22 protein-coding genes, 1 tRNA gene and 1 pseudogene are annotated in these 25,082 nt (G+C 41.1%); 16 read left to right on the top strand and 8 right to left on the bottom strand.

The genetic code is table 11. The features are described 5' to 3' along the window. The first annotated feature begins 88 nt into the window (after positions 1 to 88). Positions 89 to 421, top strand: coding sequence for a helix-turn-helix domain-containing protein (locus ABJD64_RS17440; RefSeq protein WP_348181638.1), 333 nt, complete (start codon positions 89 to 91; stop codon positions 419 to 421). A gap of 68 nt (positions 422 to 489) precedes the next feature. After that, positions 490 to 1,521 (top strand): hypothetical protein, encoded by a 1,032-nt coding sequence (locus ABJD64_RS17435; RefSeq protein ID WP_348181637.1) that lies wholly within the window; start codon positions 490 to 492, stop codon positions 1,519 to 1,521. A gap of 6 nt (positions 1,522 to 1,527) precedes the next feature. On the opposite strand, the gene ABJD64_RS17430 is transcribed toward ABJD64_RS17435, so the two are convergent. From ABJD64_RS17430 to ABJD64_RS17420, 3 genes are all read right to left on the bottom strand, one after another. Beyond that, positions 1,528 to 2,031 (bottom strand): GNAT family acetyltransferase, encoded by a 504-nt coding sequence (locus ABJD64_RS17430; protein WP_348181636.1) that lies wholly within the window; start codon positions 2,029 to 2,031, stop codon positions 1,528 to 1,530. Between the two features lie 65 nt (positions 2,032 to 2,096). After that, positions 2,097 to 3,581, bottom strand: a complete 1,485-nt coding sequence (locus ABJD64_RS17425; RefSeq protein WP_348181635.1) for a Na+/H+ antiporter NhaC family protein — start codon at positions 3,579 to 3,581, stop codon at positions 2,097 to 2,099. Between the two features lies 1 nt (position 3,582). Then, positions 3,583 to 4,086: a TlpA disulfide reductase family protein gene (locus ABJD64_RS17420; protein WP_348181634.1), complete on the bottom strand. Its 504-nt coding sequence runs from the start codon at positions 4,084 to 4,086 to the stop codon at positions 3,583 to 3,585. A 97-nt stretch (positions 4,087 to 4,183) separates the two neighbouring features. Between ABJD64_RS17420 and ABJD64_RS17415 the strand changes: the two genes are divergently transcribed. The 4 genes from ABJD64_RS17415 to ABJD64_RS17400 all read left to right on the top strand — a co-directional run bounded on the left by ABJD64_RS17415 (position 4,184) and on the right by ABJD64_RS17400 (position 7,241). Then, entirely contained in the window at positions 4,184 to 4,762 is a 579-nt protein-coding gene (locus ABJD64_RS17415; RefSeq protein WP_348181633.1) for a YceI family protein, read from the top strand. 187 nt (positions 4,763 to 4,949) lie between these two features. Further along, positions 4,950 to 6,443, top strand: a complete 1,494-nt coding sequence (locus ABJD64_RS17410; protein ID WP_348181632.1) for a sodium-dependent transporter — start codon at positions 4,950 to 4,952, stop codon at positions 6,441 to 6,443. Further along, positions 6,440 to 6,556: a MetS family NSS transporter small subunit gene (locus ABJD64_RS17405; protein ID WP_348181631.1), complete on the top strand. Its 117-nt coding sequence runs from the start codon at positions 6,440 to 6,442 to the stop codon at positions 6,554 to 6,556. Before ABJD64_RS17410 ends, ABJD64_RS17405 begins: the two co-directional genes overlap by 4 nt. A 214-nt stretch (positions 6,557 to 6,770) precedes the next feature. Then, positions 6,771 to 7,241, top strand: coding sequence for a nucleoside triphosphate pyrophosphohydrolase family protein (locus ABJD64_RS17400; RefSeq protein WP_348181630.1), 471 nt, complete (start codon positions 6,771 to 6,773; stop codon positions 7,239 to 7,241). A gap of 131 nt (positions 7,242 to 7,372) precedes the next feature. Here the strand turns inward: ABJD64_RS17400 and ABJD64_RS17395 are convergent, their stop codons facing one another. Then, entirely contained in the window at positions 7,373 to 8,506 is a 1,134-nt protein-coding gene (locus ABJD64_RS17395) for a glycosyltransferase family 4 protein (protein WP_348181629.1), read from the bottom strand. Between the two features lie 158 nt (positions 8,507 to 8,664). On the opposite strand from ABJD64_RS17395, the gene ABJD64_RS17390 reads away from it, so the two are divergent. From ABJD64_RS17390 to ABJD64_RS17380, 3 genes are all read left to right on the top strand, one after another. Continuing rightward, positions 8,665 to 9,783, top strand: a complete 1,119-nt coding sequence (locus tag ABJD64_RS17390; protein ID WP_348181627.1) for a phosphatidylserine/phosphatidylglycerophosphate/cardiolipin synthase family protein — start codon at positions 8,665 to 8,667, stop codon at positions 9,781 to 9,783. Positions 9,784 to 9,878: 95 nt separating this feature from the next. Further along, the gene (locus ABJD64_RS17385; RefSeq protein ID WP_348181626.1) at positions 9,879 to 10,832 is read left to right on the top strand and encodes a CDP-alcohol phosphatidyltransferase family protein; all 954 of its coding nucleotides are present in this window, start codon (positions 9,879 to 9,881) and stop codon (positions 10,830 to 10,832) included. 78 nt (positions 10,833 to 10,910) lie between these two features. Beyond that, positions 10,911 to 11,645 (top strand): NTP transferase domain-containing protein, encoded by a 735-nt coding sequence (locus ABJD64_RS17380; RefSeq protein ID WP_348181625.1) that lies wholly within the window; start codon positions 10,911 to 10,913, stop codon positions 11,643 to 11,645. 12 nt (positions 11,646 to 11,657) lie between these two features. Here ABJD64_RS17380 and dinB read toward each other — a convergent pair whose 3' ends face one another. Continuing rightward, positions 11,658 to 12,743: a DNA polymerase IV gene (dinB, locus tag ABJD64_RS17375; protein ID WP_348181624.1), complete on the bottom strand. Its 1,086-nt coding sequence runs from the start codon at positions 12,741 to 12,743 to the stop codon at positions 11,658 to 11,660. Between the two features lie 252 nt (positions 12,744 to 12,995). On the opposite strand from dinB, the gene ABJD64_RS17370 reads away from it, so the two are divergent. The 6 genes from ABJD64_RS17370 to bshB1 all read left to right on the top strand — a co-directional run bounded on the left by ABJD64_RS17370 (position 12,996) and on the right by bshB1 (position 20,296). Continuing rightward, complete coding sequence (locus ABJD64_RS17370; RefSeq protein ID WP_348181623.1) at positions 12,996 to 14,729, top strand: LptF/LptG family permease; 1,734 nt, start codon at positions 12,996 to 12,998, stop codon at positions 14,727 to 14,729. Between the two features lie 82 nt (positions 14,730 to 14,811). Next, positions 14,812 to 15,087, top strand: a complete 276-nt coding sequence (gene rpsO / locus ABJD64_RS17365) for a 30S ribosomal protein S15 (protein WP_348181622.1) — start codon at positions 14,812 to 14,814, stop codon at positions 15,085 to 15,087. 118 nt (positions 15,088 to 15,205) lie between these two features. After that, positions 15,206 to 17,353: a polyribonucleotide nucleotidyltransferase gene (pnp, locus tag ABJD64_RS17360; protein ID WP_348181621.1), complete on the top strand. Its 2,148-nt coding sequence runs from the start codon at positions 15,206 to 15,208 to the stop codon at positions 17,351 to 17,353. A 187-nt stretch (positions 17,354 to 17,540) separates the two neighbouring features. Then, complete coding sequence (gene trxB / locus ABJD64_RS17355; protein ID WP_348181620.1) at positions 17,541 to 18,491, top strand: thioredoxin-disulfide reductase; 951 nt, start codon at positions 17,541 to 17,543, stop codon at positions 18,489 to 18,491. Positions 18,492 to 18,497: 6 nt separating this feature from the next. Continuing rightward, positions 18,498 to 19,523: a M23 family metallopeptidase gene (locus tag ABJD64_RS17350; protein WP_348181618.1), complete on the top strand. Its 1,026-nt coding sequence runs from the start codon at positions 18,498 to 18,500 to the stop codon at positions 19,521 to 19,523. A 56-nt stretch (positions 19,524 to 19,579) separates the two neighbouring features. After that, the gene (gene bshB1 / locus ABJD64_RS17345) at positions 19,580 to 20,296 is read left to right on the top strand and encodes a bacillithiol biosynthesis deacetylase BshB1 (RefSeq protein WP_348181617.1); all 717 of its coding nucleotides are present in this window, start codon (positions 19,580 to 19,582) and stop codon (positions 20,294 to 20,296) included. Positions 20,297 to 20,691: 395 nt separating this feature from the next. On the opposite strand, the pseudogene ABJD64_RS17340 reads toward bshB1, so the two are convergent. Together ABJD64_RS17340 and ABJD64_RS17335 are read right to left on the bottom strand one after the other, a co-directional pair. Then, a pseudogene (locus ABJD64_RS17340) lies at positions 20,692 to 21,462 on the bottom strand (site-2 protease family protein); the annotation flags it as partial. Positions 21,463 to 21,547: 85 nt separating this feature from the next. Continuing rightward, the gene (locus tag ABJD64_RS17335) at positions 21,548 to 22,165 is read right to left on the bottom strand and encodes an HAD family phosphatase (protein ID WP_348181616.1); all 618 of its coding nucleotides are present in this window, start codon (positions 22,163 to 22,165) and stop codon (positions 21,548 to 21,550) included. Positions 22,166 to 22,243: 78 nt separating this feature from the next. On the opposite strand from ABJD64_RS17335, the gene ABJD64_RS17330 reads away from it, so the two are divergent. Then, a tRNA-Ile gene (locus ABJD64_RS17330) sits at positions 22,244 to 22,317 on the top strand. Between the two features lie 430 nt (positions 22,318 to 22,747). Here ABJD64_RS17330 and ABJD64_RS17325 read toward each other — a convergent pair. Beyond that, a partial coding sequence (locus ABJD64_RS17325; protein WP_348181615.1) for a T9SS type A sorting domain-containing protein occupies positions 22,748 to 25,082 on the bottom strand: 2,335 nt, incomplete at its 5' end.

Genomic DNA, 25,082 nt, shown 5'->3' with positions numbered 1-25,082 from the left:
AGTTAAGGTCGCCCCAAAGTCATTTTTTGAATGGCCGTCGAACCTTAAGAGATGGGTGCCGTAATTGGAGGAGAGTTAAATAAACCTTATGAGCACCTACGAAAGGAAAATACCACTTAAATGCGACTGCCCGCTGGAGCGGACGTTGAATGCCATTTCAGGCAAATGGAAACCTGCGCTAATCAGTGAATTGTTGCGGGGAACTGTAAGATTGAGAGACCTGGAAAAAATGAATGACGAAGCTTCGAAAAGAACCCTGGCTCAGCAGCTGGGAGAATTGGTGGAAGACGGTCTTGTGGAGCGCAAAGATTACCATGAGTACCCCAAACGTGTTGAGTATTCAATGACGCTATTGGGTAAAGAGTTGGCGGAAGTGGTAAATATTTTGAGTGATTTCGGAGAAAAATTGGAAAATGTATAGAGGCAAATTTGCCCCTTATTGCCAGACTTAGTTCTTCATTTTAGCTTTGAATTTTTAATATAAAAGTTATGAATCGAAGCCTTGTTGGTAATTTTCTAATCCTTACTTTTCTTGTTTTGGCCGCTTCGGGAGCGGTGATGTATTTCTTTTCATTCGAAAAGAGCATGGCAGCTACACACACCCTATTTGCACTTTTGTTTGTTTTGAGTATAGCCTTACATATTGTCAACAACAAAGTGCCACTAAAAAACTACCTGTTGGGTAAGCGCAGTAAACACCTGGCTAAATATCAAAGCCTGATTTTGATCGTTCTACTTTCATTTATTGGCTTAGGAGCTTATCTGGATATGCCAGTAATCAATGAGCTGTACAATTGGGGTAATGAATTAAGGAATGCCAAAGCTGGCAAGACCGAAGCTACTTTTGAATATCAAATGATACAACTGAATAGTGACATACCAGGTGCTGGTGGGCTTGAAATTGAGGTAAAGAAAGGGGAAGCTTTCCAATATCCGTTATTCGCGATATGGGTGGAAGACTCGAAAGGTCAATATCTTGAAACATTGTACGTATCGCGAGTGATAGCTTCAGGGGTTTACGACTATGGCGTCGAAATAGATGGTGTTTGGACGCCATCATCCAAGCGGAGGCCCGAAGCATTGCCGTATTGGTCACACAAACGTAACATTCGCGCCTTGGACGGCTTCTATATTCCACTAGAAAAAGCATTGGATTTGGATGGCGTGTCTGGCGCCACACCAACGGACAACTTTATTGTGAAGTCGAGAGCGAAATCAGAGCATATGGGTAGCTTCAGGATAATGATGGAGGTGAATCAGTCCTATGATTGGAATGAATACTACAATCGAAATCAATTTCCAGACGACAAAATCTATTCAGGATCGGGCCAGGTAGGTCAGCCGGCATTGATTTATCAGTCGGAGTTATTCCACTTCAGTGGATCTTACGACACTTATTCTTTGATGAAACTTATCGGACATGGTCACCATTCGGGACAAGATGGCAAACTGTATTCGAATCTAAGTCAAATCACAACAGCAAAAGATATTGTAGATCGAGTGATAGTGAAGCGGCATTAAAAAATATTATTCGTGCAAATGAGGAACCTCATCACTCATGTCGTAAGCCAAACCATAATAGTGATTCTCGTTGTATTCAAACTCGTCAACGATCTCCCATCCAAGTTTTAAATGAGCTTTAGTCGAAATGGGATTAGCCTGGTTGATGAAAGTGGCGGCTAATGGGTACTTGCTTACGAAATCAATGCGCATGGCTTCGAAAAGGTGATTGATGATTTTCTTACCGCGATGGTTAGCATCGATGCAAACCGGACCATACTGAAAACTATTCTCGGTAGTGATTTCCCAACCTTTGAATTGCCAAGACAGGAACCTGGCAGTCATATATGGGAAAATAGGCCATTTGTCATAAAAGGGCCAGGGGCCACCGAAAAGGTAGGCCACAACTTGATTTTCTATTTCAGTAACGAACGCCCAGCCTAAGCCAATAATTTCTTCCAGTAATTCCTCAGTAAATGGAGTAGTCACAAAGCCGTTGTTTGCTTTTTGTTCGTCACTAAGTTCGCTCACTAGATTTTGTGCTTGAAGAGCAAGGATCCCCTCGATATCTGCTGGAGTTGATTTTCTTGAAATTATCACATCAAAAACCCTAAAGCTAAATACATCAAAAGGGTAACTCCACCTGCAGTCAGCGCATAAGGCAGTTGTGTATTGACATGGTCAACGTGATCACTGGCAGAGGCCATGGATGAAATAATGGTAGTGTCAGAAATTGGGGAACAGTGATCTCCAAATACGCCACCGCCGATCGCTGCCGCAATCGCCAAATGAGGATCAGTGCCCATCGATTGAGCCATTGGAACCGCTATGGAAATCATAATGGCAAATGTGCCCCAAGAGGTTCCGGTACTAAAGGCAATAAAACAACTCACCAAAAATACAATGGCAGGTACCAGGTTAGGCGAAAGCCAGGCCTTAGATATTTCGGCCACGTAAAGTCCGGTTTTCAACTCCTTACACAGACTTCCCAAGGCAAAAGCAAAAACCATTAAAATGGCCAATGAAACCATGCCAGACATGCCCTTTAATGATAAATCCACCATTTCTTTAATGCCCAAAAGGCCCTGAACTTTGTACAAGCCAATAGCCACCACCAGGGCAGTGGCCACAGAGGTCAACACGGAGGTAGAGCCCGAACCTTGTCCCATGGCTTGAAACGCCAGATCAATAAAACTGCCATCGGTAGTATCCAAACTACTCCAACCCGTATAGACAAGCATCATCGGCATCATGATGATCATAGTAACGATCGGTAGAATCATATTGATGCTGCGATGAGCAATACCTGGTTTGGCTTCTAGCATGGATACCTCATCAGAAATCATAGGAATAGCGCCATCTGCGATCAGCTTCCCTTCTTCAACGGCTCGTTGCTCAGCCTTTTTCATAGGCCCAAAATCTTTGCCGGTATATATGATGTATGCCACAATTCCGAGTGCCAGAAAGGGATAAAAATTGTAGGGCAGCGCACTCATCATGGTCGCAAAAGGTTTATCAAAACCTTGCATAACTAAAAGCCCCATGATATAAGCTCCCCAGGCATTGAAGGGAAATATGATACAAGAAGGAGCAGAGCTTGAGTCTGCCAGGTAAGCCAGCTTCTCGCGTGATATTTTCAGATTATCAAATATGGGTCTGTAAAGTGTCCCCACCGTAAGTATTGAGATATTGGACTCCACAAAAATTACGATTCCGGTAAGCGAAGCAAACAGTTGGACCAGTCTGCGATTGTTCCGATTTTTGTTATTTGCCTCCTGACTTTCCAATTTAGTCTTCACCAAAGAAATAAACCCGGCTACTCCGCCTGACCTCTGAATTAGTGCAATTAATGCACCAATAAACAAAGTGAATATGACCGTCCTGGTATTGCCGGCATCTTCGAATACCGCCACAAAAGCATTGAGCGTATCAAATGAACCTGATAGGATATTGCCTCCGTTGATGATGACCCAGCCGATCCAGATTCCGAGAGTCAGTGAAAGGAAAACCTGCTTCGTTCTTAACGCCAATCCAATGGCAGCCAAGGGGGGCAATAGAGACCAAAATCCGTACTCGCTCATATTATTCTACTTCTCTTAAGCTGGTAAGCATATCTTCGCTGTCCCACTTTACTGCACCCGCAATTTTGCGAACGCGCTTACCACTCGTGTCGTAAATGACAGTAGTTGGAAGTGACTGAATATTCAGGTCCTGAATATTCCCATTGAGTTTAGCAAAAGTCAAATTAAAACCTTTTTCGGTTTCGAATTTTTTGATTTTGTCCATGTCTTGATCTGACACAAGGAAGAATACATAGTTCTCTTCCTTAAGGATTTCTGCAGCGGCTTGTATGTCTGGCATTTCTGCAATGCAAGGCTTGCACCAGGTGGCCCAATAATTGATAAAGACTCGTTTGCCGACTAAATCCTCCAATAGATAATAACTCCCATCAGTGGCTTGTATGAAGTGATCTGGTTGAGGAGTGACGGTTTCCTTAGTTTCATTGCTCGACTCTTCATTGGTTTTTGGAGTAGAACAACCCAGTAAAATGAGTGCAAAAAGGTGAATATAGCGCGTGGCCTTCATATCTGTAAGGGTGTTTATCAAATTCCAAACATAGCATATTTTTCATAGGTTATGATTTTAAAAATGATTATATTAAGTCAAACAAACATTAACCAACATGAGAAGAGCCTTTCTATTACTATTATCGATTTTCATAGTCTATTCCGTCCAGTCTCAAACTCGTTGGAAAGCTGATCCGGCGCATTCTTCGATTCAGTTTGAGGTGTCACATCTGGCGATATCGACAGTGACCGGAAAATTCACGGAATTTAGCTGTGAACTCGAGTCTAAAAAGAACTCTTTTGAAGGTGCGAAGGTTGACGCAAAGGTTGAAGTAGGAAGTGTTTCGACAGAAAATCTAACTAGAGATAAACACTTGAAAGAAGACGATTTTTTCAATGCTAATCAATTTCCTCAAATGACTTTTGTGAGCGAATCCTTTAAGAAAACAGCTGATGATCAATATGAGGTTACCGGAACATTGACCATTAGAGATGTAAGTAAGAAAATAACTTTTCCTGCCACCTATAGTGGTATGATCAGTATGGGTGACAAAACTATCAGTGGATTCAAGGCCAACTTCACTATCAATCGCTTTGACTTCAAATTAAAATGGGACGATACCCTGGATACGGGAAGTCTTGTGGTAGGAGAGGACGTAGATGTGAGATTGAATTTAGAGCTCGTAAAAATTTGACGAGTAAATTAATTATATGAATTGGTAGAGGCCTTCGTATGAAGGCCTCTTTTTTTGATACTATTTTTACCAATACCCCGCAGATATAACTATTCTTTTTTTCTGTCCATTTTTTACATAATATTGGCGATCGTAACAAAACTGATCGGACAGAAATCGCATCGTTTTGTGAAAACAACAACCAAATATGAGTCAAACAGATCAGTTTAGTAATCGCTGGGGTATAGTCTTAGCCTCTCTGGGCATGGCCATAGGCGCTGGTAATCTTTGGCGCTTTCCCAGATTAGCCGGGCAGTATGGAGGTACCTTTATCCTTCTCTGGATAGTTTTCTTATTCATCTGGTCTATTCCACTACTTCTGGCAGAGTTTTCCATTGGTAAAAAATTTAAGAGAGGAGTAATTGGTTCCTATGCTCAACTTGCTGGCGAAAAGTATACCTGGATGGGTTTTTTTGTCACGATTTGCACATTGGGTATCGCCTTTTATTACTCTATTGTTACAGCTTGGGCCCTCCGCTACTTTGGGTTTTCATTGGGCAACCTATTCTCTACTCAGACACTAGGAGAAACACTTTCTGAGAATCCGGAATATCTCAATCAGTTCTGGATGTCTATTTCCAATGGCAATTGGACAACTATTGGATTATACATATTTAACGTACTTCTTGGTGTATTTGTACTTTCAAAAGGCATACAAAAAGGCCTGGAAAAAGCGAATCGTATATTGATACCCAGTCTGTTTATACTACTACTGATCATAGCAAGCATCGCCTTAAATATGGAAAATGGTGTCCTTGGCCTGGAGTATATGTTTTCCGTCAATTGGGAAGACTTCTCCAATTCGAGAATATGGATAGAAGCTTTGACACAATCGGCTTGGTCCACAGGAGCCGGCTGGGGACTGATGATGACACTTTCTTCTTACTCGAGAAAAAATGAAGAGGTCACGCTAAATACTTTTATCAGTGCCTTTGGAAATAACACGGCCTCATTGTTGGCAGGTATGGCCATATTACCGGCAGTATTTGCCTTGGCACCGTCTTCTGAAGGTGCAGTAGCTTACTTGCAGACAGGTAATCAAGCACTGACATTTACAATTATTCCTAAATTGTTTTCCACTTTTCAGGGAGGAGGTATTTTATCATTGATTTTTTTCGCGGCCCTCTTCTTAGCGGCTTTTAGCTCGCTTTTGGCTATGATTGAATTATTTACCAGAAACCTGAATGACCTTGGGTTTAATCGAAAGAGTGCCATGATTCGAGTAATTATATTCTTTATCATTTTTGGCTTTCCTTCGGCTTATTCTCTTGATTTCTTTAGTAATCAGGATTGGGTTTGGGGCGTGGGACTGATTGTTACAGGCCTATTTATTTTGTTCGCCGTAGTCAAGTCCGGGGCAAAGAAATTCAAGGAAGAGATGGTTGATGAAGATTCGGATTTCAAAGTGTCAACCAATTATTTCGTCATATGCATGAGCGGAAATATTGTTTTGGCGTTGTTCCTCATCTATTGGTGGCTTTCACAGGGCTACAGTGAATATCCGTGGTTCGATGCCAATGGCAATTGGAATTTCTTTGATGTCTACAGTAATGCATCTATACTCACACAATGGGTCGGAGTTATGCTCATAGGATTTTTTATGAATAAATTTTTGTACAACAAATTCGCAGCTAAAAAATGAGTACTTCAGCAATAGTAGGAATGGTATTGATTCTGGGCATAGTCGTTGGTGGATTTGTATATTTTCTGTCATTGGCCATTCGCAACGAATCCAGGAAGAAGGAGGAGCAATGAGACAATGAGTGAATGATACAATGAGCTAATGAATTAATGAGGCATTAAACCATTAGATCATTAAATCCTTGCTTAACTGAGGCATTGAATCATTAAATCCTTAATTCATTGTATCATTGTGCAGCTTGAACCAAGATAGTTACGCTCGCGCTTGGGATTTAAAGTTCGAATGAAGAATTTCGAGCTTTCGTTTTTCAAATCAATAATTAGTCCCATGGAGAAAATAGATTCGCTCAATCAGGTAGCCGCCTTTCACAATACATTTAAGCATCCGGTGGTAGATGCGCCCGCCATTCCTGATGCCAAAAGATGTGCTTTAAGAGTGGAGTTGATCTCTGAAGAGTTGAAAGAGCTGCAAGAAGCCATTGATCAAAATGATTTGGTAGAAGTAGCGGATGCGTTATGTGATATTCAGTATGTACTGTCAGGAGCAGTTTTGGAATTTGGTTTGGGGAATAAATTCGTAGAGCTTTTCAATGAAGTGCAGCGATCCAACATGAGCAAAGCTTGCAAGACTATGGAAGAGGCAGAAGCCACAGTCAAGCACTACAAAGAAAACAAAGGAACCGATAGCTATATTAAGAAAGCTGACGGACTCTTTTTGGTTTACAGGACGGAAGACAACAAGACCTTGAAATCAATTAATTATTCTCCTGCTGATTTGAAAGGGATATTAGAAAAATAGACTAGTTCGCTCGGCGAAATGAAACAATGATTTAGTGTTACAATGATTCAATGTTATAATTGGATAATGAAGTAATGAATCATCAAACCATTAAAACCTTAAATCATTAGACCATTGACTCATTGATCCCGTTACCGCGCCATCACCTCATCATACACCTCAAAAACCTGATTGGTAATATGTTCCCACTCATAGGTTTTAGCTTCGGCAATACCCCATTCGGACATTTCTTTTCGGATATCTTCGTTTAGATAGAGCTTCTCGATTTTATCGGTGAGTGCTTGTAAATCTCTGGGAGTTGGGAAGTACTCATCCCAGGGAGACTTAATCACGTTGAGATATCCTTCATTGCCAAACCCGGCAACCGATGTACCACAGGCCATGGCCTCAAGCAATACAATACCGAAGCTTTCTCCATAAATGGCAGTCGCCAAAAGAATATCAGCCGTCCGAATGAGATTAGCTTTGATCTCTTCATCGATGAACCCTAGAAATATGACATCGTCAAGCTTGTTTTCGGCTACAAAATCCAACGCCTCTTGTTTTTGTTCGCCATCTCCAGCAATGAGCAGTCTGATTTCCGGATATTTAGCTTTAAGTGTTCTATATGCTTTAAGTGCATAAAACAAGCCCTTGCGTTCTTCGAACCTCCCAAGAAATAACAGGTTGAATTTACCATCCTGATATTCTTCGATGGGTTCAAATGACGTATTGAATTGTTCAGGGTTGATACCGTTAGGAATGATGGTTGGATTCTTAGATAAGAAGGATTTAACATACCTGGCCTGAGATTCCGACACCGATATCATATGATCCGCCACTTTCCAAACCAGACTTGCTGCCAAAGGCATCAGAATTGGGCCAACAAATTTTTGTGCAAGGAAGTTATCTGCTGGCGTGTCATGAAAGGTGCCTACATGTTTGGCTTTGGAATAATATCTAACCTGATAGGTCATGAACGGAGTCCAGCCATTGTGAAAGTGCAGCAGGTCGAAGGCTTCTTCATTGAGGTAGCGCTTGAGCTCTTCTACTTCCTCTCCTTTAGCGATGTTGATGTCGATCTCAGTTCCACCCCAAAGATTGGTGCTTCTTCCTTTGCCAATGAGTTTCACATTGGAGTCGCTTATGGATTCTGCATTTACATTGGGCGCAATTATCTTCACCTCATGCCCCATCTTTCGAAGGTAAATAGCCAGGTTTTCAATGTGTGCTTTTACACCTCCAGGTCGAGACCAGTCATACGGACATACTTGAGCTATCTTCATAGAAAAATGGGATACTTAATTGAAGACGCAAAAAAACAATATTTTGAAGAGTCTCAAGCATTAGTTATCATTTTTTGGCAATTGTACATTGCAAGTCAGGAGGAATTGAGCTTTTAAGCTAATTTTGCCACTTTCAAATTTGAAACACAAATAGAAGAATGACCGGACAGGTATTGGTAGATTCAGATGCTTTCAAAGAGCGATTTGAAGTATTAGCTGCTCAGGCACAAAAGAGTATTTACATTCAGGCCATGTCATTTGAGGGCGATTCTGTAGGCGAATGGCTGATTGATACATTGATGGCTTCGCCAGCCAAAGACATTCAGTTGTGTCTGGATTCATATTCTAAGTTTGTGATCAATGACCAATTCATTTATAGTGGGGCATATTTTAGGGACGAGGCTTTCAGAGAGGAGGTTAAAAACACTGCTGCCATTATCGAAAAAGCCAAAGCGCATGGTATCAAAGTAAAGTATACCAATCCGTTAGGCTTCTTGTTTTTGAAATACCCGCATCGGAATCATAAGAAAATGGTTGTGATAGACGAAAAAGTCTCCTTCATAGGAGGTCTCAATTTTTGCGAACACAATTTTGAGTGGCATGATATGATGATCGAGATGAATAGTGAAGAGATGGTACAATCGCTTTCCAATGACTTTCACAGATCTGTCACAGAAGATGATCAATCTACCGTCAATGAATTAGGCGATACCAAAATGTATTATCTGGATGGCTATCGCAGCAGGGACATTTACAAGGACATTTTCAAAAATATAGACGAAGCTAAAGAGTCAATACAAATCTTTTCTCCTTATGTGTCTGATCCACTACTCAGTTATACTAGAAATCATAAAGGTGATGACGTACGATTAGATATCGTCTCTCCGGGGATCAATAATAAGAATATATTCAAAGCCATTCTGACCAATGAACTGATGAAGGGTTATTTTAATTTCTATGAATACCAGGGAAGGATGTCACACCTGAAGGCTATCCTTATAGATGGGAAAAAGCTGATCTGTGGTAGCAGCAACTTTGATTTTATCAGCTATTACTTTGAAGAAGAAGTAGTAATGATTACTGAAAATCAAGAAATAGTCCAAGATTTTATTGGGAAAATATTACAACCAGATATTGCGAATAGTTTTTTGAAAAAAAGTTTGGGGGGTAAACGCAGTTACCTTGTCCCACTACTGTTCGCTGGTATCAGCAAGCTTTGTCATGTAGTGGCGTCGGTAATAAATATGAAATATCTTTTTCAAAAGTCCGACGTATAGAGGTAGAGCTAAAAGTTGCAGATTTTGTCTAAATTTGCAGCCGCAAAGGAAGTCAGCGTTCAATTGACCGAATTGACAACACTAATACGCATTAAATGTTACGTAGCATAAGGAGCCACTTCAAGAATCACAACGCAGAAGTTCAATCCACTATTAAGCTTATTGATATCGAAGAGCGATTTGATCTCGCGTTTAGTCGGTTTTTTGGTTTATACTTTGCCAAGTTGGGTAAGTTCCTTAATATGACTCCTACCCAGGTATCTATCATCAGTCTGATTGTTGGCGTGGCCGGTGGATATATGCTATTCTACCAAGACAGTTGGGTAATTACGGTTTGGGCCTCAATATTGATAACTATAGCTGGAGTACTGGATAGTGCGGATGGTCAACTTGCAAGAATGACAGGGCAATCTACGGAGCTGGGACGATTTATAGACGGCTTTATTGATAGTGCTATTTTTATTACCTGTTACCTGGCCGCATGTGCTTATTATGTGCAAGGAGAGATGGGTTGGTCGATATTTCTTTTAGCCATCCCGGCGGGTGTGGTGTCTCATATCTTCACTTCTCAAATCTATGACTTTTACAAAAGCGAATTTTTGTACTATGTAGCTGGATCCAAAAGCTCTAAAGTGAAGAAAGTAGGAGAGCTTCCTCAAGTCGCTGATGAAACTGGATTTTGGAACAAATTCTTCCGCTCTTTAGAAATCGATTATACAAAAAGACAATGGATGCTGGTTACTCGGACTGAGGAAATGAGAGACATTTATGAAGATGCGGCTTTCAATAATGGTAACCGAGAGAGATTTATAGAAAAATACAGATCAACATTTAATCCAATTATGTTTTGGTGGGCACTCGTGGGTGGAACCAATACGCACCGCACTTTAATTATGCTGTTTAGCATCATGGGGCGTTTTGATCTGTACCTTATCGTTTGTCTGATTAAATTGGTACCAATCGCAATTGTGATGCTGGCGCAAAAATTCATGGACGAAGACTTTGTGAAGCAATTAGAATTCCAATTTGCCACTCAGGAATCAGCCTAATTTCATCACAAATTCCATAATTAATCGTTCATAATTCGCTAACATTGCGCATTCCTATCAACTGATTACAATCACTATATGGTTTGTGTAATACTCGCTGCTGGCAAAAACTTACGTTTGAATTATGGGCAACCCAAATCCGCGTTGACCGTTGGTGGTCAAAGCCTTATGGAACGCCACATAGACCAGTTTCAGAAGATAGGCGTCACAGATTTTGCCGTAATTACTGGATTTCACAGACCAGCCTTGGAGGAGATATGTGATGAGATTCGTCAGAAGTATGATGCGAATATCACGACCATCTATAATGAAAAGTTTGAACTTGAGAATGGTTATTCACTTTATGCTGCCAAAGATTGGGTGCATGAGCTCGGAGATGAAGAATTTTTCTTTACCATGGCCGATCATTATTATGAAGAGGCATTTCTCAATGACCTGAAAACCAAACTCATATTTGATAAAGGTGCATTCCTGAAGCTTGCAGTTGATATCCCTGGTAAGCACAATGAGCACATAGATTTGGAAGATGTAACCAAAGTTGATGCTGATGACTATATCAATAGAATTGGTAAAGAAATTGAAGGCTATAATTATTATGATACAGGCCTTTTTTACGTAAAAAAGGATGTGTTTGACGTGCTCGATCACATCGCCACCAATCAGAAACTATCAATATCTAACTTGGTTACTCATTTAGCTGCAGAGAAAAAGGCACGTGTCATTGAAGTGGTGGGCTACTATTGGAACGACATTGATACACCAGAAGATTTTGAGAGCTCACAAGCTCATTTGGCTCAAAAAACCTCAAAGTAAGTTAAGCTTGGATCAAAATTCAAGTGTAAGTTGTAGGCCCTGAGTTTCATTTTCCTCACTATTTAGATTGGACAGCCCCAGACCCAACAGTCGAATGGGTTTTTCAACCAATTGTTTGTCTCGTATGATTTCTTTCCAAAGAGGTTCTATTTCAGAACTTTTGCCTAACCATTGCGTGGAGGTTTTACTACGAGTTACTTGTTCGAAGTCTGAGTATTTTATTTTGATATTGACCGTCTTGCCCTGGATGGTATTGTTTAATAAGCGTTTTTCCAATCCTTCCGCCAGAGTCTGTAGCTCCGTTTCTACCTCGATCACGTCTGTTAGATCATTGTCGAATGTGTTTTCAATACTCACTGACTTTCTGATTCGGTTAGGGTTGACCGGTCTATCATCTATGCCTCTGCAAATGTTGAAATAGTAGGAGCCGCTTTTACCGAAATTTTTACTGAGAAACCCAAGTGACTTACTTTTTAGATCTGCTCCTGTATGAATTCCCATTCTCCTCATTTTGTCAGCCGTAACTTTACCGACGCCAAAAAAATCCTTAACCTTCAATTTTTCAATAAAATCAACCGCCTCTTCTGGTTTGATGAGCTTCATGCCATCCGGTTTATTGATATCTGAGGCGGTTTTGGCTAGAAATTTATTAATTGAGATTCCAGCAGAACATGTCAGTTGAGTAGATTCGAATATTTTCTTTCGAATCTCCTGGGCGATAAGTGTTGCAGACGGAAGGCCGATTTTATTATTAGTTACATCCAAATAGGCTTCATCTAAGGACAGGGGCTCTACTAGGTCGGTATATTCAAAGAAAATACCTCTAATGACTTGCGAAACTTCCTTATAAACATCAAACCGAGGTTTGACGAAGACAATATCAGGACATTTGCGATAAGCGGTGACCGAAGGCATGGCCGAACGAACGCCAAATTTTCTAGCCTCGTAGGAAGCCGCGGCTACCACACCTCTCGACTTACTGCCTCCTACGGCAACAGGTTTGCCTTTTAAATCAGGATTATCTCTTTGTTCTACGGAAGCATAAAAGGCATCCATATCTATATGAATAATTTTCCGTATGGCTAAATTGTCCGACAATCTGAGATTCCCTTTATATTATCATTTATTAATGTGAAATTTGCTCCACTCTGTACAATCGGCTATACGAAATATAGAAGTCAATGAATAAGTCTAAAAGGATATTTTTTGTGGCAGCATTATTGTTTTTAGTTATTCTGTTATGGATTGTGGTTGATTTTGCCAAACGCACTAAATTCCGCGGTTCTACAAATATGATTAATATTATCCAGGTACTTTGAATTACTCATTCATCTATATGTTTTATTCCGCATGAAAAAACTCGATAAACTTATTCTGAAATCTTTTATCGGGCCATTCATAGTCACGTTTCTCGTTGCGGTCTTTATACTTCTTTTAGTCTATATGATGAAGTATTTTGATGATTTCATAGGAAAGAACCTGGGTTTTATGGTGTTGGCCGAACTGATGGGGTATTTTAGTATCAACCAGATGCCCATGGCTTTACCGCTGGCGGTACTGATATCATCATTGATGACTTATGGCAAACTTGGTGAACACTTTGAACTTACTGCTATCAAAGGTTCGGGGATCTCTTTGCTGCGCATCATACTACCCGCTTTCGTTTTCTGTGTCATGCTGGCCATTGGTGCCTTTGTATTGAGTGATCAGGTGGTCCCAACAGCCAATTTGCGTGCGTTTAGCTTACTTTATGATATCAAACAAACCAAACCGTCATTAGATCTCAGAGAGGGACAGTTTTATAATGGTATACCTAAATACAGTATAAAAATCAGTAAAAAATACCCGGATGGGGTATCTATCAAAGATATAATTATATACGATCATACGGCTGGGGATGGAAACAAAAGAGTGATTATTGCTGATTCATGCAGAATGTATTCCTTTATGGGCGACCGATATCTTAAAATGGACCTATATAATGGGAACCATTATATAGAAGAAGAAAAGAAAAAATCAGGGAGAAGGGGCAAAGATGAAATCAGTCAATTTGTGCGCACCAAATTTGCCAATATGGATCTGGTATTCAGTTTGGCTTCTTTTGACTTGAACGATACCGACGAGAGTTTATTTGCAGACAACCGATACATGAAAGGAATCAAGGCACTGACTCAGAGTATAGATTCCATGAGTAGTTCCATACTCGATTCTAAATTCAAGGTATATGCTACTATTGCAAGTTCCTATAAATTACACTTAGGTGGTTACATAGAGCCGCCAATTGAGCTGGTTGAAAAAAAGGAATATCTTGATTCACTCAAAGAGCTGAGAAAACAATTGAAGCTGGATACAATACCGGCTATACTCGGCGAGTCTAAGCCTTCTGAGCTGGCAAATGCCAAACAGGATACTTCTTCCGAGTTGAAAGTATCGAAAAAGTCGAATGTTAAGAAGGGGAAAGTTGCTGCATTAGTCGCTGCGAATTTGAAACCAAAGAATAGCCAGACTGAAAGAAAGAAGAAAAAGAAACTGCGAGTTGATAATCTGCTGATTACCAATGACTCTTTGATAGCGGTGGTCAAATTCAAAATGGATAGTATATATAAGAAATTGGGAGTAAGAGACCAGGTGCTTTCCAGAGCTGTGGGCAATGCCAGGAATGTGAAATCCACACTAAATAGTACAGTTCTCAGAATGAAGGGCTTGAAAACTTCATTGGATTCTCATGTAGTGGAAAAATATAAAAAGTATGCGCAGGCCTTTTCATGTATAGCTATGTTCTTGATAGGAGCCCCTTTAGGCGCGATAATCAAACGAGGAGGGCTAGGGTTTCCAGTTATTATTTCGATCTTCTTTTTCATCATATTCTATGTGCTTACAAGTGTAGGTGATAAATGGGCAAAAAGTGGGGTTGTTGATGGACTCTATGCCGCATGGATGGCTAATGTTATATTATTTCCGGTTGGCATATTTTTTCTCAAACAAGCGCGCAAGGACGCCAAGATTTTTGATGCGGACTTTTATAGTGTTTGGATTGAAAATATAAGGGGCTGGTGGCAGTCAAGAAGAAATGACAAATCATAAATCTTCAAAACTTTGTTTTAAAGTATTGAATGCCTAATTTTGCCGTTCGAAAAAAAATAATTAATTAAACTTTTTACTAAGCATGTATTTAGCAACAGATAAGAAAGAAGAGGTTTTCGCGAATCATGGTCGGTTGAAGTCTAAGAAGGATACAGGTTCTGCGGAATCTCAAATCGCTCTCTTTACTTACCGAATCAATCACTTGACAGATCATTTGAAGTCACACAAAAAAGACCACTCTACTAGGTTGGGACTTTTGAAGCTTGTAGGAAAGAGGAGAAGTCTTCTCGATTATCTTTACAAAAGTGATATCGAAAGATATAGAGCGATTATCGCTGAATTAGGATTAAGAAAATAAAAATATGCGCAAAAGGAAGTCAATCACAGGCTTCCTTTTTTGTTCTTTCTCACTCGTTAATTTCAAATTTTGACACTCACTCACACTCAATTTTTAGTCAAAATTTAAAAAATTATTTATGTCATTAAACGTAGTAACTAAGACCGTCAAATTAAAAGACGGCAGAGAGATTACTATAGAGACCGGAAAATTAGCCAAGCAGGCTAATGGTTCTGTAGTAGTGAAAATGGGTAAAACCATGTTATTAGCCACAGTAGTGTCCAATAAAGAAGCTAGAGAAGGAGTTGATTTCCTTCCAATGTCAGTTGATTATCAGGAAAAATTTGCTGCAGCGGGAAAAATCCCGGGGGGCTTTTTGAAAAGAGAAGGGAGACTGTCCGACAACGAAGTTTTGGTTTGTCGGTTAGTTGACAGAGCTTTGAGACCTTTGTTTCCAAGCGATTACCATGCTGAAACACAGGTAGCTATTTCATTGATATCGGTTGATGAGAATGATCTACCAGATGCTTTAGCTGCATTTGCTGCTTCATCTGCATTGGCAGTATCAGATATTCCTTTTGGAGGCCCTATTTCGGAAGTAAGAGTAACTCAGAAGGATGGTGAATTTATCATCAACCCAACGAAAACTCAATTGGAGGGGGCCGCACTAGATATGATTATCGCTGGTACTAAGGATGATATCATGATGGTGGAAGGTGAGTTGCTCGAAGTGTCTGAAGAGACTATGATTGAAGCTATCAAAGCGGGTCATGAAGCGATCATTGACCAATGTAAACTTCAGATCGAGTTGACCGAAGCAGTTGGAAAGACTGAGAAAAGAGAATATGATCACGAAGAGGCTCCTGATGAAGAATTGAGAGCTGATATCAAAGCGAAGACTTTTGATGCTGTATATGCAGTAGCTAAAGAAGGTAATCCTAACAAAGAAATCCGAAAGGAGAAATTTGCTACGATTATTGATGCCTACAAAGAAGCACTTCCGGAATTGCCAGAAGGCGAATCTTACAACGAAGGATTGATTGCGACCTACTACCACGATGTAGAAAAGGAAGCGATCAGACAGTGTGTCCTCGATACTAGATTGAGACTTGATGGCCGTAAATTGGACGAAATCAGACCGATCTGGTCAGAAGTAGACTACTTGCCATCAGCACATGGGTCTGCAGTATTCACCAGAGGTGAAACTCAATCATTGACAAGTGTAACCTTAGGTACCAAGCTTGATGAGCAAATGGTGGATGGAGCAGTTCATTCAGGATATAACAAGTTCTTCTTGCACTACAACTTCCCGGCATTCTCTACGGGAGAAGCAAGACCTAACAGAGGTCCTGGAAGAAGAGAAATAGGTCATGGTAACCTGGCCTGGAGAGCCATCAAACCGATGCTTCCACAGGCTGAAGACAATCCTTATACCATTCGTGTGGTTTCTGATATTTTGGAATCAAACGGTTCGTCTTCTATGGCTACAGTATGTGCTGGTTCATTGGCTTTGATGGATGCAGGTATTCCTTTGAAATCGCCTGTATCTGGTATTGCCATGGGCATGATCTCTGATCCTGAAACTGGAAAATATGCGATCCTATCTGATATTTTGGGTGATGAAGATCACTTGGGAGATATGGATTTTAAAGTAACGGGTAACGACAATGGTATCACTGCTTGCCAAATGGATATCAAAGTAGATGGTTTGTCATACGAAGTATTGACAGAAGCGTTGATGCAAGCGAAGGCGGGTAGAGCTCATATCCTTGGAGAAATGAGAAAGACCATGACCAAGTCAAGAGAGGATATGAAACCTCATGCACCAAGATCTAAGACCATCAAAATCGAGAAAGAAATGATCGGTCCATTAATCGGTCCGGGTGGTAAAATCATTCAGGAGATTCAAAAAGAATCTGGTGCTACCGTGATTGTGAGCGAAGACGATAAAAACGGAATCGTGAACGTATTCGCTGTTGACGGTGGTGCCATGGAAGAGGCTTTGAGAAGAATCAACAACATTGTGGCTACGCCAGATGTAGGAGAGACTTATGAAGGCAAAGTGAAATCGATCATGCCATTTGGTGCGTTTATCGAATTCATGCCAGGCAAAGACGGTTTGTTGCATATCTCTGAAATCAAATGGGAGAGAGTAGAAAACATGGAAGGCGTACTGGAAGTGGGCGAAGAAATAAAAGTGAAGCTGATAGAAATTGACAAGAAGACAGGTAAGTTCAGATTGTCTAGAAAAGCACTTTTGCCAAAACCTGAGAAAAGCGAAGGCTAATTAACAGCCTCTTAAAATTATAGATAAAAACCACGCTGAAAGGCGTGGTTTTTTGTTTAACCTAAGCCTATGACGATATAGATAAATATTATCTATCTGTGTAAACTTTTTTTGGTATCAAATGTTTTATAGTCGATTAGCTTCATGCTAAATTGCAAAATCATTTTTAAATAGAAGTATTGAAATAATGACTCAAGAGAATGTAAAAGTATTGATTATCGGTTCAGGGCCAGCGGGTTATACCGCAGCTATATATGCAGCAAGAGCCGGATTAAAGCCTGTATTGTACACAGGAGGGGAGCCAGGCGGACAGCTAACAACTACTAATGATGTAGAAAACTTTCCGGGTTATCCTGATGGAGTAAATGGACCTCAAATGATGACTGACTTGCAAAAACAAGCGGAAAGATTTGAAACTGAAATCCGTTTTGGCTTGGCAACTTCCGTTGACTTCTCGGGCTATCCTCACAAAGTCATCGTAGATGAGAAACACGAGATCACAGCTGAGGCTGTAATTATTTCAACAGGAGCGAGTGCAAAGTATTTAGGACTAGAGTCTGAGAAAAGACTATTGAACGTCGGTGTGTCCGCATGTGCTGTATGCGATGGATTCTTTTATAAGGGCAAAGAAGTAGCCGTAGTTGGTGGTGGTGACACCGCAGCTGAAGAAGCTACCTATTTGGCTAATATTTGTCCAAAGGTTTACTTGTTGGTCAGAAGAGACGAAATGCGTGCCTCTAAAATCATGCAGCAGCGTGTACTGAATACGCCAAACATTGAAGTGCTTTGGAATACTTCCACCGATGAGGTATTAGGAAAAGATGAAGTTGAGGCGATGCGAGTGGTCGATACGGTAACAGGTGAAAAGAGAGAAATTCCTATTAGTGGATTTTTTGTGGCCATTGGCCATACACCGAATACTGCCATTTTCAAGGATTATTTAGAAATGGATGATGCGGGGTATCTGATCGTGGAACCTGGTACATCAAAAACCAAAGTAGAAGGCGTATTTGTGACCGGTGATGCAGCAGATCGCGTTTATCGCCAGGCAGTAACTGCCGCAGGTACCGGATGTATGGGTGCCTTGGATGCTGAAAGATTTTTGGCAGCCAAAGAATTTGAAAGTGTAGAACAATAATATTTCATGCTAAGATTAATTCTTATCATTTTGACGATGTCATTGAGCATGGTCACAGAATCCTTCAGCCAGAAAAAAAAGCTGAAGGATTTTTTTAAGTTTAAAAACAAAGAAATAGTTGCAATCAATCCTGAGGACACCACTGTCCAAATCGATGAGGATATCTTTGTTATTGAAGATACCTATTGGGATAGCCTGGCTATGGAAGAGGAAATATCTCTTCAGCGAGAGCTAAGCCTTGCACATGAGGACACAGCTGAAGTTGTACTGGCCTATGACGTGCCCGTGCAGGTGACAGAGCAGCTGATGGTAGATTCTGTATGGGTCACCCTGCGTGAATACTACAGCGTTTGGAGTACGACAAAGGTGAATCCCTATGAAATTGATGGAGAAAAGTTTGCAGACACTCTTGCCCTTTCACTTACATTTGACAACCCTTCTCTGGATTGGTCTTTACCAATTCCAAAAACCGAGGTAACTTCTCCTTTTGGCCTACGAAGGTGGAGATGGCACTATGGCGATGATTTACGCTTAAAGATAGGGGACTCTGTACGTACGGCCTTTGATGGAATTGTCCGTCTCGCTCGATATGATCGATATGGCTACGGACATTACATCCTGATAAGGCATTACAACGGACTGGAAACACTTTACGGTCACTTGAGCAAACGATTGCTTAAACCCGGAGATATGGTAAAGGCGGGAGACGTGATTGGCTTGGGAGGAAACACAGGAAGAAGTACTGGAGCTCATCTGCATTTTGAACTACGCTACCAGGGCAACGCCTTCAACCCAAAAGAAGTTTTTGATTTTGACAATAATACGATTCGAACTACAACGCTTATCGTAACACCGGAGACTTTTTCTTATCTGACTGAAGCCAGAAAGATTCGATATCACCGCGTGAGAAGTGGGGATACCCTGAGTCATATTAGTTATCGATATGGTGTATCTATTAATAAAATTTGCCGTTTGAATGGGATTAGAAGAAGTACTATCTTGAGGGTAGGTCGACGCCTTCGTATTACTTAATTAGAATTGGATTTCTTGAGAGTTCTACCTGACTGATAGAAACAAATTATAAACAGATGAAATTAGACGTTCTTGTTTTTGCCGCACACCCTGACGACGCAGAACTGTCCTGTGGAGGAACCATACTATCATTGATTGCCAGTGGTAAAAAAGTAGGAATAATAGATTTTACCAGAGGAGAAATGGGTACCCGCGGTACCCCGGAGATTAGAGATACAGAGTCAGCGGCTGCAGGTGAGATACTGGGATTAATTATTCGTGAGAATCTAAGATATCAGGATGTATTTTTCAGAAATGATGATGAACACGTGTTGGGAGTGGTACAGAAGATACGGCAATATCAACCGGACACGATTCTGGCAAATGCATTGGCCGACCGTCACCCTGATCATGGTAAAGCTGCTCAGGTGGTCAAACGCGCAACATTTTTGGCTGGGCTCAAAAATGTAAAAACCGAATTGGATGGAGCGCAGCAGCAAAATTGGTATATCAAGAACCTATACCACTACATTCAAACAGACTTTCATAAACCTGATTTTGTGGTAGATGTTTCGGCCTTTTGGGAAACCAGAATGGAGGCCGTAAGAGCATTCAAATCTCAGTTTTTTGACCCCAATGGAGATTCCTCTAATACCTTGATTTCAACACCTGAATTTATGGAATTAATTGAGGCCAGGGGGCGTGAATTTGGTATGTCTATTCGGGTGAAATATGGCGAAGGATTTATATCTGACAGAATACTTGGCGTTTCGGACTTGACCTCGTTGCTGTGAAACTCAATTACTTCAAATGGTTTTGGGCTGAAAGAAATAACAAATATCCCCAGAGAGACCCATCCCAATATTTTTCTTTTTAGATCTAAGGGCTGATCGATCATTACCGGTGGATGGTAAATACCAAGTGCCCGACCCAATAAAAAAGCAAACAATAACCATCCCGAATAACCTTCTAGCATTGGGTAAAAGAAATTCAGTGCCATCTGTGCTGAAAATAACCCCAAGGCATAGGTGAACCGGTCCTTGTTTTGCGGAGTAAATTTGGTGAAGCAAAGGAATAAAAAACCCAAATAGATGATTTCGTGGACAAGCCCGTCGGATAAGCGATGTGGGTTGGCGAGGCCGAGCCCGGCATAGAACAGGAAGCCAATAAATATGACTTGTGAGACCAATTTGTGTTGCTTGTAACCAATTAAACCATACAGAATATGCCCTCCGTCCAGCTGTCCAATGGGAAGTAAATTGAGTGAAGTAAAAAAGAGCGCTAAAAACCCAGCAAAAAGCCAAGGGTAGTGGCCTAATTCAAAGGCATTTGGGACTTTGGATTCATCAGACACCAGAAGGTATTCGAGGAAAATGAACAATAAATTATTGCCCAAGGCTGAACTGTAGTATACGGGGAGGGGCTCAAAATCTGGATAACCCCAGTTATAGGTCGATCCGTATGTCTGAATGTGTGCCAGCGAATCTTTTACTCGATCCTCGAGATAGAAATCACGATGACGGCTCAGATGATGTTCGTACGTATAAACGTGCTCCGCATAATCCAGGCCGTAGGCTTCATAGTCAGGATGAATCTCATAGATAGATTCCCTTTCCGGTAAATTCAAAAAAGCATAAAACAATACCAACAGTGCTACCACAAAACCAGCCAAGGGCCCTGCAATTCCAATATCAAAGTACTTCTTGCGACTATCTATGATATCCTGAATTTTGATAAAAGCACCCATAGAACCCAGAGATGGAAAACCTGGCAAAAAGCCTAGCCATAAGGGTATGTAGAAAGGTAACGTCACTTTCACCTTGTGGTATTGGGCCATGAAATAATGGCCAAATTCATGAACTGTAAGAATGAAAAGAAAGGGTATGGAAAACTGCAAGCCGTTGAGCAATTCGTTTTTTGTGATTGTGTTTTCACCATAGAACAATGACTTACCTGTCATCCATTCAGCCCCGGCGAAGGTGGTTACAATCAATGTGACCACAAACAAACCGATCTGAATAACCTTTACTTTCTCTGCTTTATCCTTAAACATGCGCTGTTAAGTTAAAAATATGATTTGGTTGGGTAATGAGTAGGGTTTGGATGCCGAGCTGTGCCGCACCATCCAGGTTGGCTTGAGTGTCATCCAGAAACAGTGCTTGTTCGGCCGAAATTCCGGATAGCTTCAATACTTCCTCATAGATTTCCAAATCCGGTTTTCTCATATGGAGTTCATGTGAAAAGTATACTTCATCCGCAAAAGCTTCCAGAGAGTCTTTATCAGAAACCCTTTGGATGGTTTGGTTAAACGAATCTACGTGAATCGCGTTGGTATTGCTAAGCACGATGACTTTGTAGTCTTTACGGAATTGATTCATAAAATCTAACCTGGCTTTTGGCACACTGCCGAGCATGGCGCACCAAGCTTCATCAATTTGCTGGTCTGTCAGATTTGTACCAAACAAACTGTTGATACCCGATCTTAATTCCTGATCGGAGATCAGTCCTTTTTCGTAATCCTGAAAGAGGCCAGGTTCAAAATAAAGCGGAATAATGTCTTCGGTTTTCCAACTAGTGAGTCGACTGAATGCCTCAGGAGTCTTATTGAAGTCCAAATCAATAATAACACCACCGAGATCAAAAATTATTGTTTTGATATTCACCTGTTTGTTTGTGTAATTTTGGGCAAATATGTAACATTGCACCTCCAAATTCAAGGCAGTCGAACAGACTATTTTGAAGGGCCTATAACTCAGTTGGTTAGAGTATCTGACTCATAATCAGAAAGTCCCTGGTTCGAGCCCAGGTGGGCCCACGGTCAAACCTCCAATACGCAAGTGTTGGAGGTTTTTTTATTCCTAAAACGATAATGCCATCAACTCATATTCAGAAAGTCCTGGAGATAATTCTATCCATGCTGATTTAAGAAGTATTGGTTTTTTTGTAATCACGATATCGAATAGCTAGGAAGCATATGAGAGAAACCAATGCCAACCAACACGTACAGGCACAAATATTTACCTGTGCCAATAGATAAGGACGGGAATCTCGCTGTCGCAAGACAAGCCATCAGGAATTAAATGTTAAATGTGATTGATTAGTGAGCCTGATGCTTTAGTCTACTCGTTTGTTGGCCAAATAAATTTGGCATACACAGCATGCTCGAACTGAGGGGACACTTTGGTCAAATAATAACAGTGCACACCTCTTTTGAGGCATGCACTTAGTTATTAATCTCAAATTCGTTACCGAATAAGAACATTCATTGTTGTTATGGTTGCATTATTTGATATTTTCAAGATGTAGCTGCCGGCCGGTATACCTTTTACATTCATTTCAAGTATATGATGTTGCTTAGACTTTGTGAATTGACTGTGGTAGACCTCTTTTCCTGAGAGGTTGATGAGAGAGATCTGATAGGCGCCCTTCAGATCATGATTGAGTTTAATTTTCAGAAAGTCGTTGGCGGGGTTTGGATAAGCCAAATAGTCTCCAACCAGAACCGGGGTATCAATCGCCAGAACTTCATCAGCAGTATTCAGTCCAAAATCATCAGCAAGGATATAGTTGCACGGGTAAGTGGCAGTGACCTGAATGGCCATAGAAACTTCCGTGGTTGGCATACCAGACAATTGTCTCGTGTCAGAATTAAAACTCAGCCAGTCGGGGAGACTTGTGCCATCTTCTAAAGTTGCTGACCACACAACTACATTTGTGTCAGTTTGCGTAAACGTGTTGACTGGTATTTCCGATTGATAGGCCTCGTCCATCGGGATAACTTGATCGGCTAACGGGTTGGACACGGTAGGAGCATTAGAAAGGCCTACTGTCAGACTGCAAGTACTTTGATTGCCGCTGGCGTCTGTGGCCGTCAATGTGACCACCATGCCATCCGTAAACGGACTACCTGCGATAGGGGTCTGAGATATATCTGGGTTTTCATCTTTATTATCACTGGCTTCAGCCAGTGCTGTATAATCGGGAAGCGTCTGGTGGCATTCCAATTGCTGGTTTTCAGGACAATTAATTAAAGGCGCCTCAGTGTCCGCGCCAACAACAAGAGATATATCGTTTCTTTCCAACGTGAGCCCGGTTACGATTGTACTGGTAATCTGAACCATATATTCTGCCGCATCTTCTGTGTTAAAACTTTCTAGTGCCAAGCTTGAAGATATGGCTCCCGGGATAAGATTTCCATTTTTATACCATTGGTACTCATTGGCTGAGCCAGAAGCCATGGTTGTTAGGGTTACGCTCTCTCCAGGGGCTTTTTCCACGGTCTCGACGTCATCCACTTTGGCCTGAGGACTATAAGTAAATACAACAAATGAGGATGCATAGGCCGCAAATTGATTTTCGAAGTCTCCAAACTGAAAAGCATTATTCTGAATGAGAAACTGCTGATTAAAATTGGGAAGACTTGTCAAATCAGGAATGGTTCCAGAAAGATTATTGTCTGATAGGTTGAGAGTTGTGAGCTCTTTAAGATCTTCCAATTGTATTGGAATGGTACCCGACAGACTATTGCCAGAAAGGTTTATTTCGGTGACATGTCCGCCGTACGTAGTAATTCCTGTCCAGGTGGACACAGGCTCATCGGTCAGCCAATGGGTATTGTCAGTCCAGTCTTTTCCTCCCGCACTTGTATATAAAGAAATAAGTGCATCTCTTTCAGTTTCAGGTACATCTTTAGTTCGAATGTTATCGACCAGATGGATTTCACCCTGGAGTGCTACTTCATCTTCAAAAAACAGATAGAGTTTGTAAGTAGTGCCCGCATCAAGACCAGTCAACACCTTGGTGATTTCCGTATGAGCAGTAGCTGCCTCAAAATTTCCATGACTGACGGATTCTTCTCCGCTTAAAATTCGCGCATGATCTACTACTGTGGCATAATCGCTGGTAAAAAGTGCATAGTGTACAGTGCCTTTTTCCTGGGTGCTGACTATTATATCAAACCCCTGATCGGTAATATTTTCTGCTTTTGGGTATCCATCATTTAACGGCATCAGAAAATAGTCCCCTCCAAAAATGGCGTACACATTTCCAGGGGCTGACCAATGATCGGTAAAAAAATCAACCTTCCCGTCATTATTCAGATCTCCGGCATCCATGGGTCGCCCAATGTTTGCGTTGTTCAGTCCCGTGAGTTGAAATCCATCTATGCCATCTAATGTTGAGGGATCCAGCAATGAAGGGAAGCCTTCTTTGGTTCCGAATATGATGTAGTTGGCTTGAGAGCCTGATAAATACAAATCATCGATACCATCCTCGTTGACATCTCCGGCGGGAGCCGCACAGAGTACATAATTTTCAATGACAAATCCATTGTCTCCATCCAAATCACTTTGAAGGAGAAAACTTGAAAAAGGGTCTTCGGACCCAAAAATGATATTGTTTTCAGAATAGCAATCGTCAATGCCGTCACCGTTGATGTCGCCGATGGTACCGACAAAGGTTAAAAAACCGTTGCCACTATTGTCGATCTTAAATCCGTCACTGCCGTCTACAGCTTCGATGTCCACCACTTCATCAAAGGCAGTTCCTTTACCGAAAAGCACGTAACTGATTTCGTCCGGC

Origin of the sequence: Reichenbachiella sp., assembly GCF_039944555.1 — a bacterium.
Lineage (GTDB): Bacteria > Bacteroidota > Bacteroidia > Cytophagales > Cyclobacteriaceae > Reichenbachiella.
The sequence above is the reverse complement of the archived record's forward strand: the minus strand, read 5'-3'. Positions and strand labels throughout refer to the sequence as shown.

What these genes read in the sequence shown, in the direction of transcription:
- ABJD64_RS17390 (WP_348181627.1), top strand. Translation starts at nt 8,665, where the DNA reads ATGACCGGACAGGTATTGGTAGATTCAGATGCTTTCAAAGAGCGATTT.
- ABJD64_RS17400 (WP_348181630.1), top strand. Translation starts at nt 6,771, where the DNA reads ATGGAGAAAATAGATTCGCTCAATCAGGTAGCCGCCTTTCACAATACA.
- ABJD64_RS17415 (WP_348181633.1), top strand. Translation starts at nt 4,184, where the DNA reads ATGAGAAGAGCCTTTCTATTACTATTATCGATTTTCATAGTCTATTCC.
- ABJD64_RS17385 (WP_348181626.1), top strand. Translation starts at nt 9,879, where the DNA reads ATGTTACGTAGCATAAGGAGCCACTTCAAGAATCACAACGCAGAAGTT.
- rpsO (WP_348181622.1), top strand. Translation starts at nt 14,812, where the DNA reads ATGTATTTAGCAACAGATAAGAAAGAAGAGGTTTTCGCGAATCATGGT.
- ABJD64_RS17380 (WP_348181625.1), top strand. Translation starts at nt 10,911, where the DNA reads ATGGTTTGTGTAATACTCGCTGCTGGCAAAAACTTACGTTTGAATTAT.
- ABJD64_RS17420 (WP_348181634.1), bottom strand. Translation starts at nt 4,086, where the DNA reads ATGAAGGCCACGCGCTATATTCACCTTTTTGCACTCATTTTACTGGGT.
- ABJD64_RS17440 (WP_348181638.1), top strand. Translation starts at nt 89, where the DNA reads ATGAGCACCTACGAAAGGAAAATACCACTTAAATGCGACTGCCCGCTG.
- ABJD64_RS17405 (WP_348181631.1), top strand. Translation starts at nt 6,440, where the DNA reads ATGAGTACTTCAGCAATAGTAGGAATGGTATTGATTCTGGGCATAGTC.
- trxB (WP_348181620.1), top strand. Translation starts at nt 17,541, where the DNA reads ATGACTCAAGAGAATGTAAAAGTATTGATTATCGGTTCAGGGCCAGCG.
- ABJD64_RS17395 (WP_348181629.1), bottom strand. Translation starts at nt 8,506, where the DNA reads ATGAAGATAGCTCAAGTATGTCCGTATGACTGGTCTCGACCTGGAGGT.
- ABJD64_RS17425 (WP_348181635.1), bottom strand. Translation starts at nt 3,581, where the DNA reads ATGAGCGAGTACGGATTTTGGTCTCTATTGCCCCCCTTGGCTGCCATT.
- ABJD64_RS17435 (WP_348181637.1), top strand. Translation starts at nt 490, where the DNA reads ATGAATCGAAGCCTTGTTGGTAATTTTCTAATCCTTACTTTTCTTGTT.
- pnp (WP_348181621.1), top strand. Translation starts at nt 15,206, where the DNA reads ATGTCATTAAACGTAGTAACTAAGACCGTCAAATTAAAAGACGGCAGA.
- ABJD64_RS17370 (WP_348181623.1), top strand. Translation starts at nt 12,996, where the DNA reads ATGAAAAAACTCGATAAACTTATTCTGAAATCTTTTATCGGGCCATTC.
- bshB1 (WP_348181617.1), top strand. Translation starts at nt 19,580, where the DNA reads ATGAAATTAGACGTTCTTGTTTTTGCCGCACACCCTGACGACGCAGAA.
- ABJD64_RS17410 (WP_348181632.1), top strand. Translation starts at nt 4,950, where the DNA reads ATGAGTCAAACAGATCAGTTTAGTAATCGCTGGGGTATAGTCTTAGCC.
- ABJD64_RS17350 (WP_348181618.1), top strand. Translation starts at nt 18,498, where the DNA reads ATGCTAAGATTAATTCTTATCATTTTGACGATGTCATTGAGCATGGTC.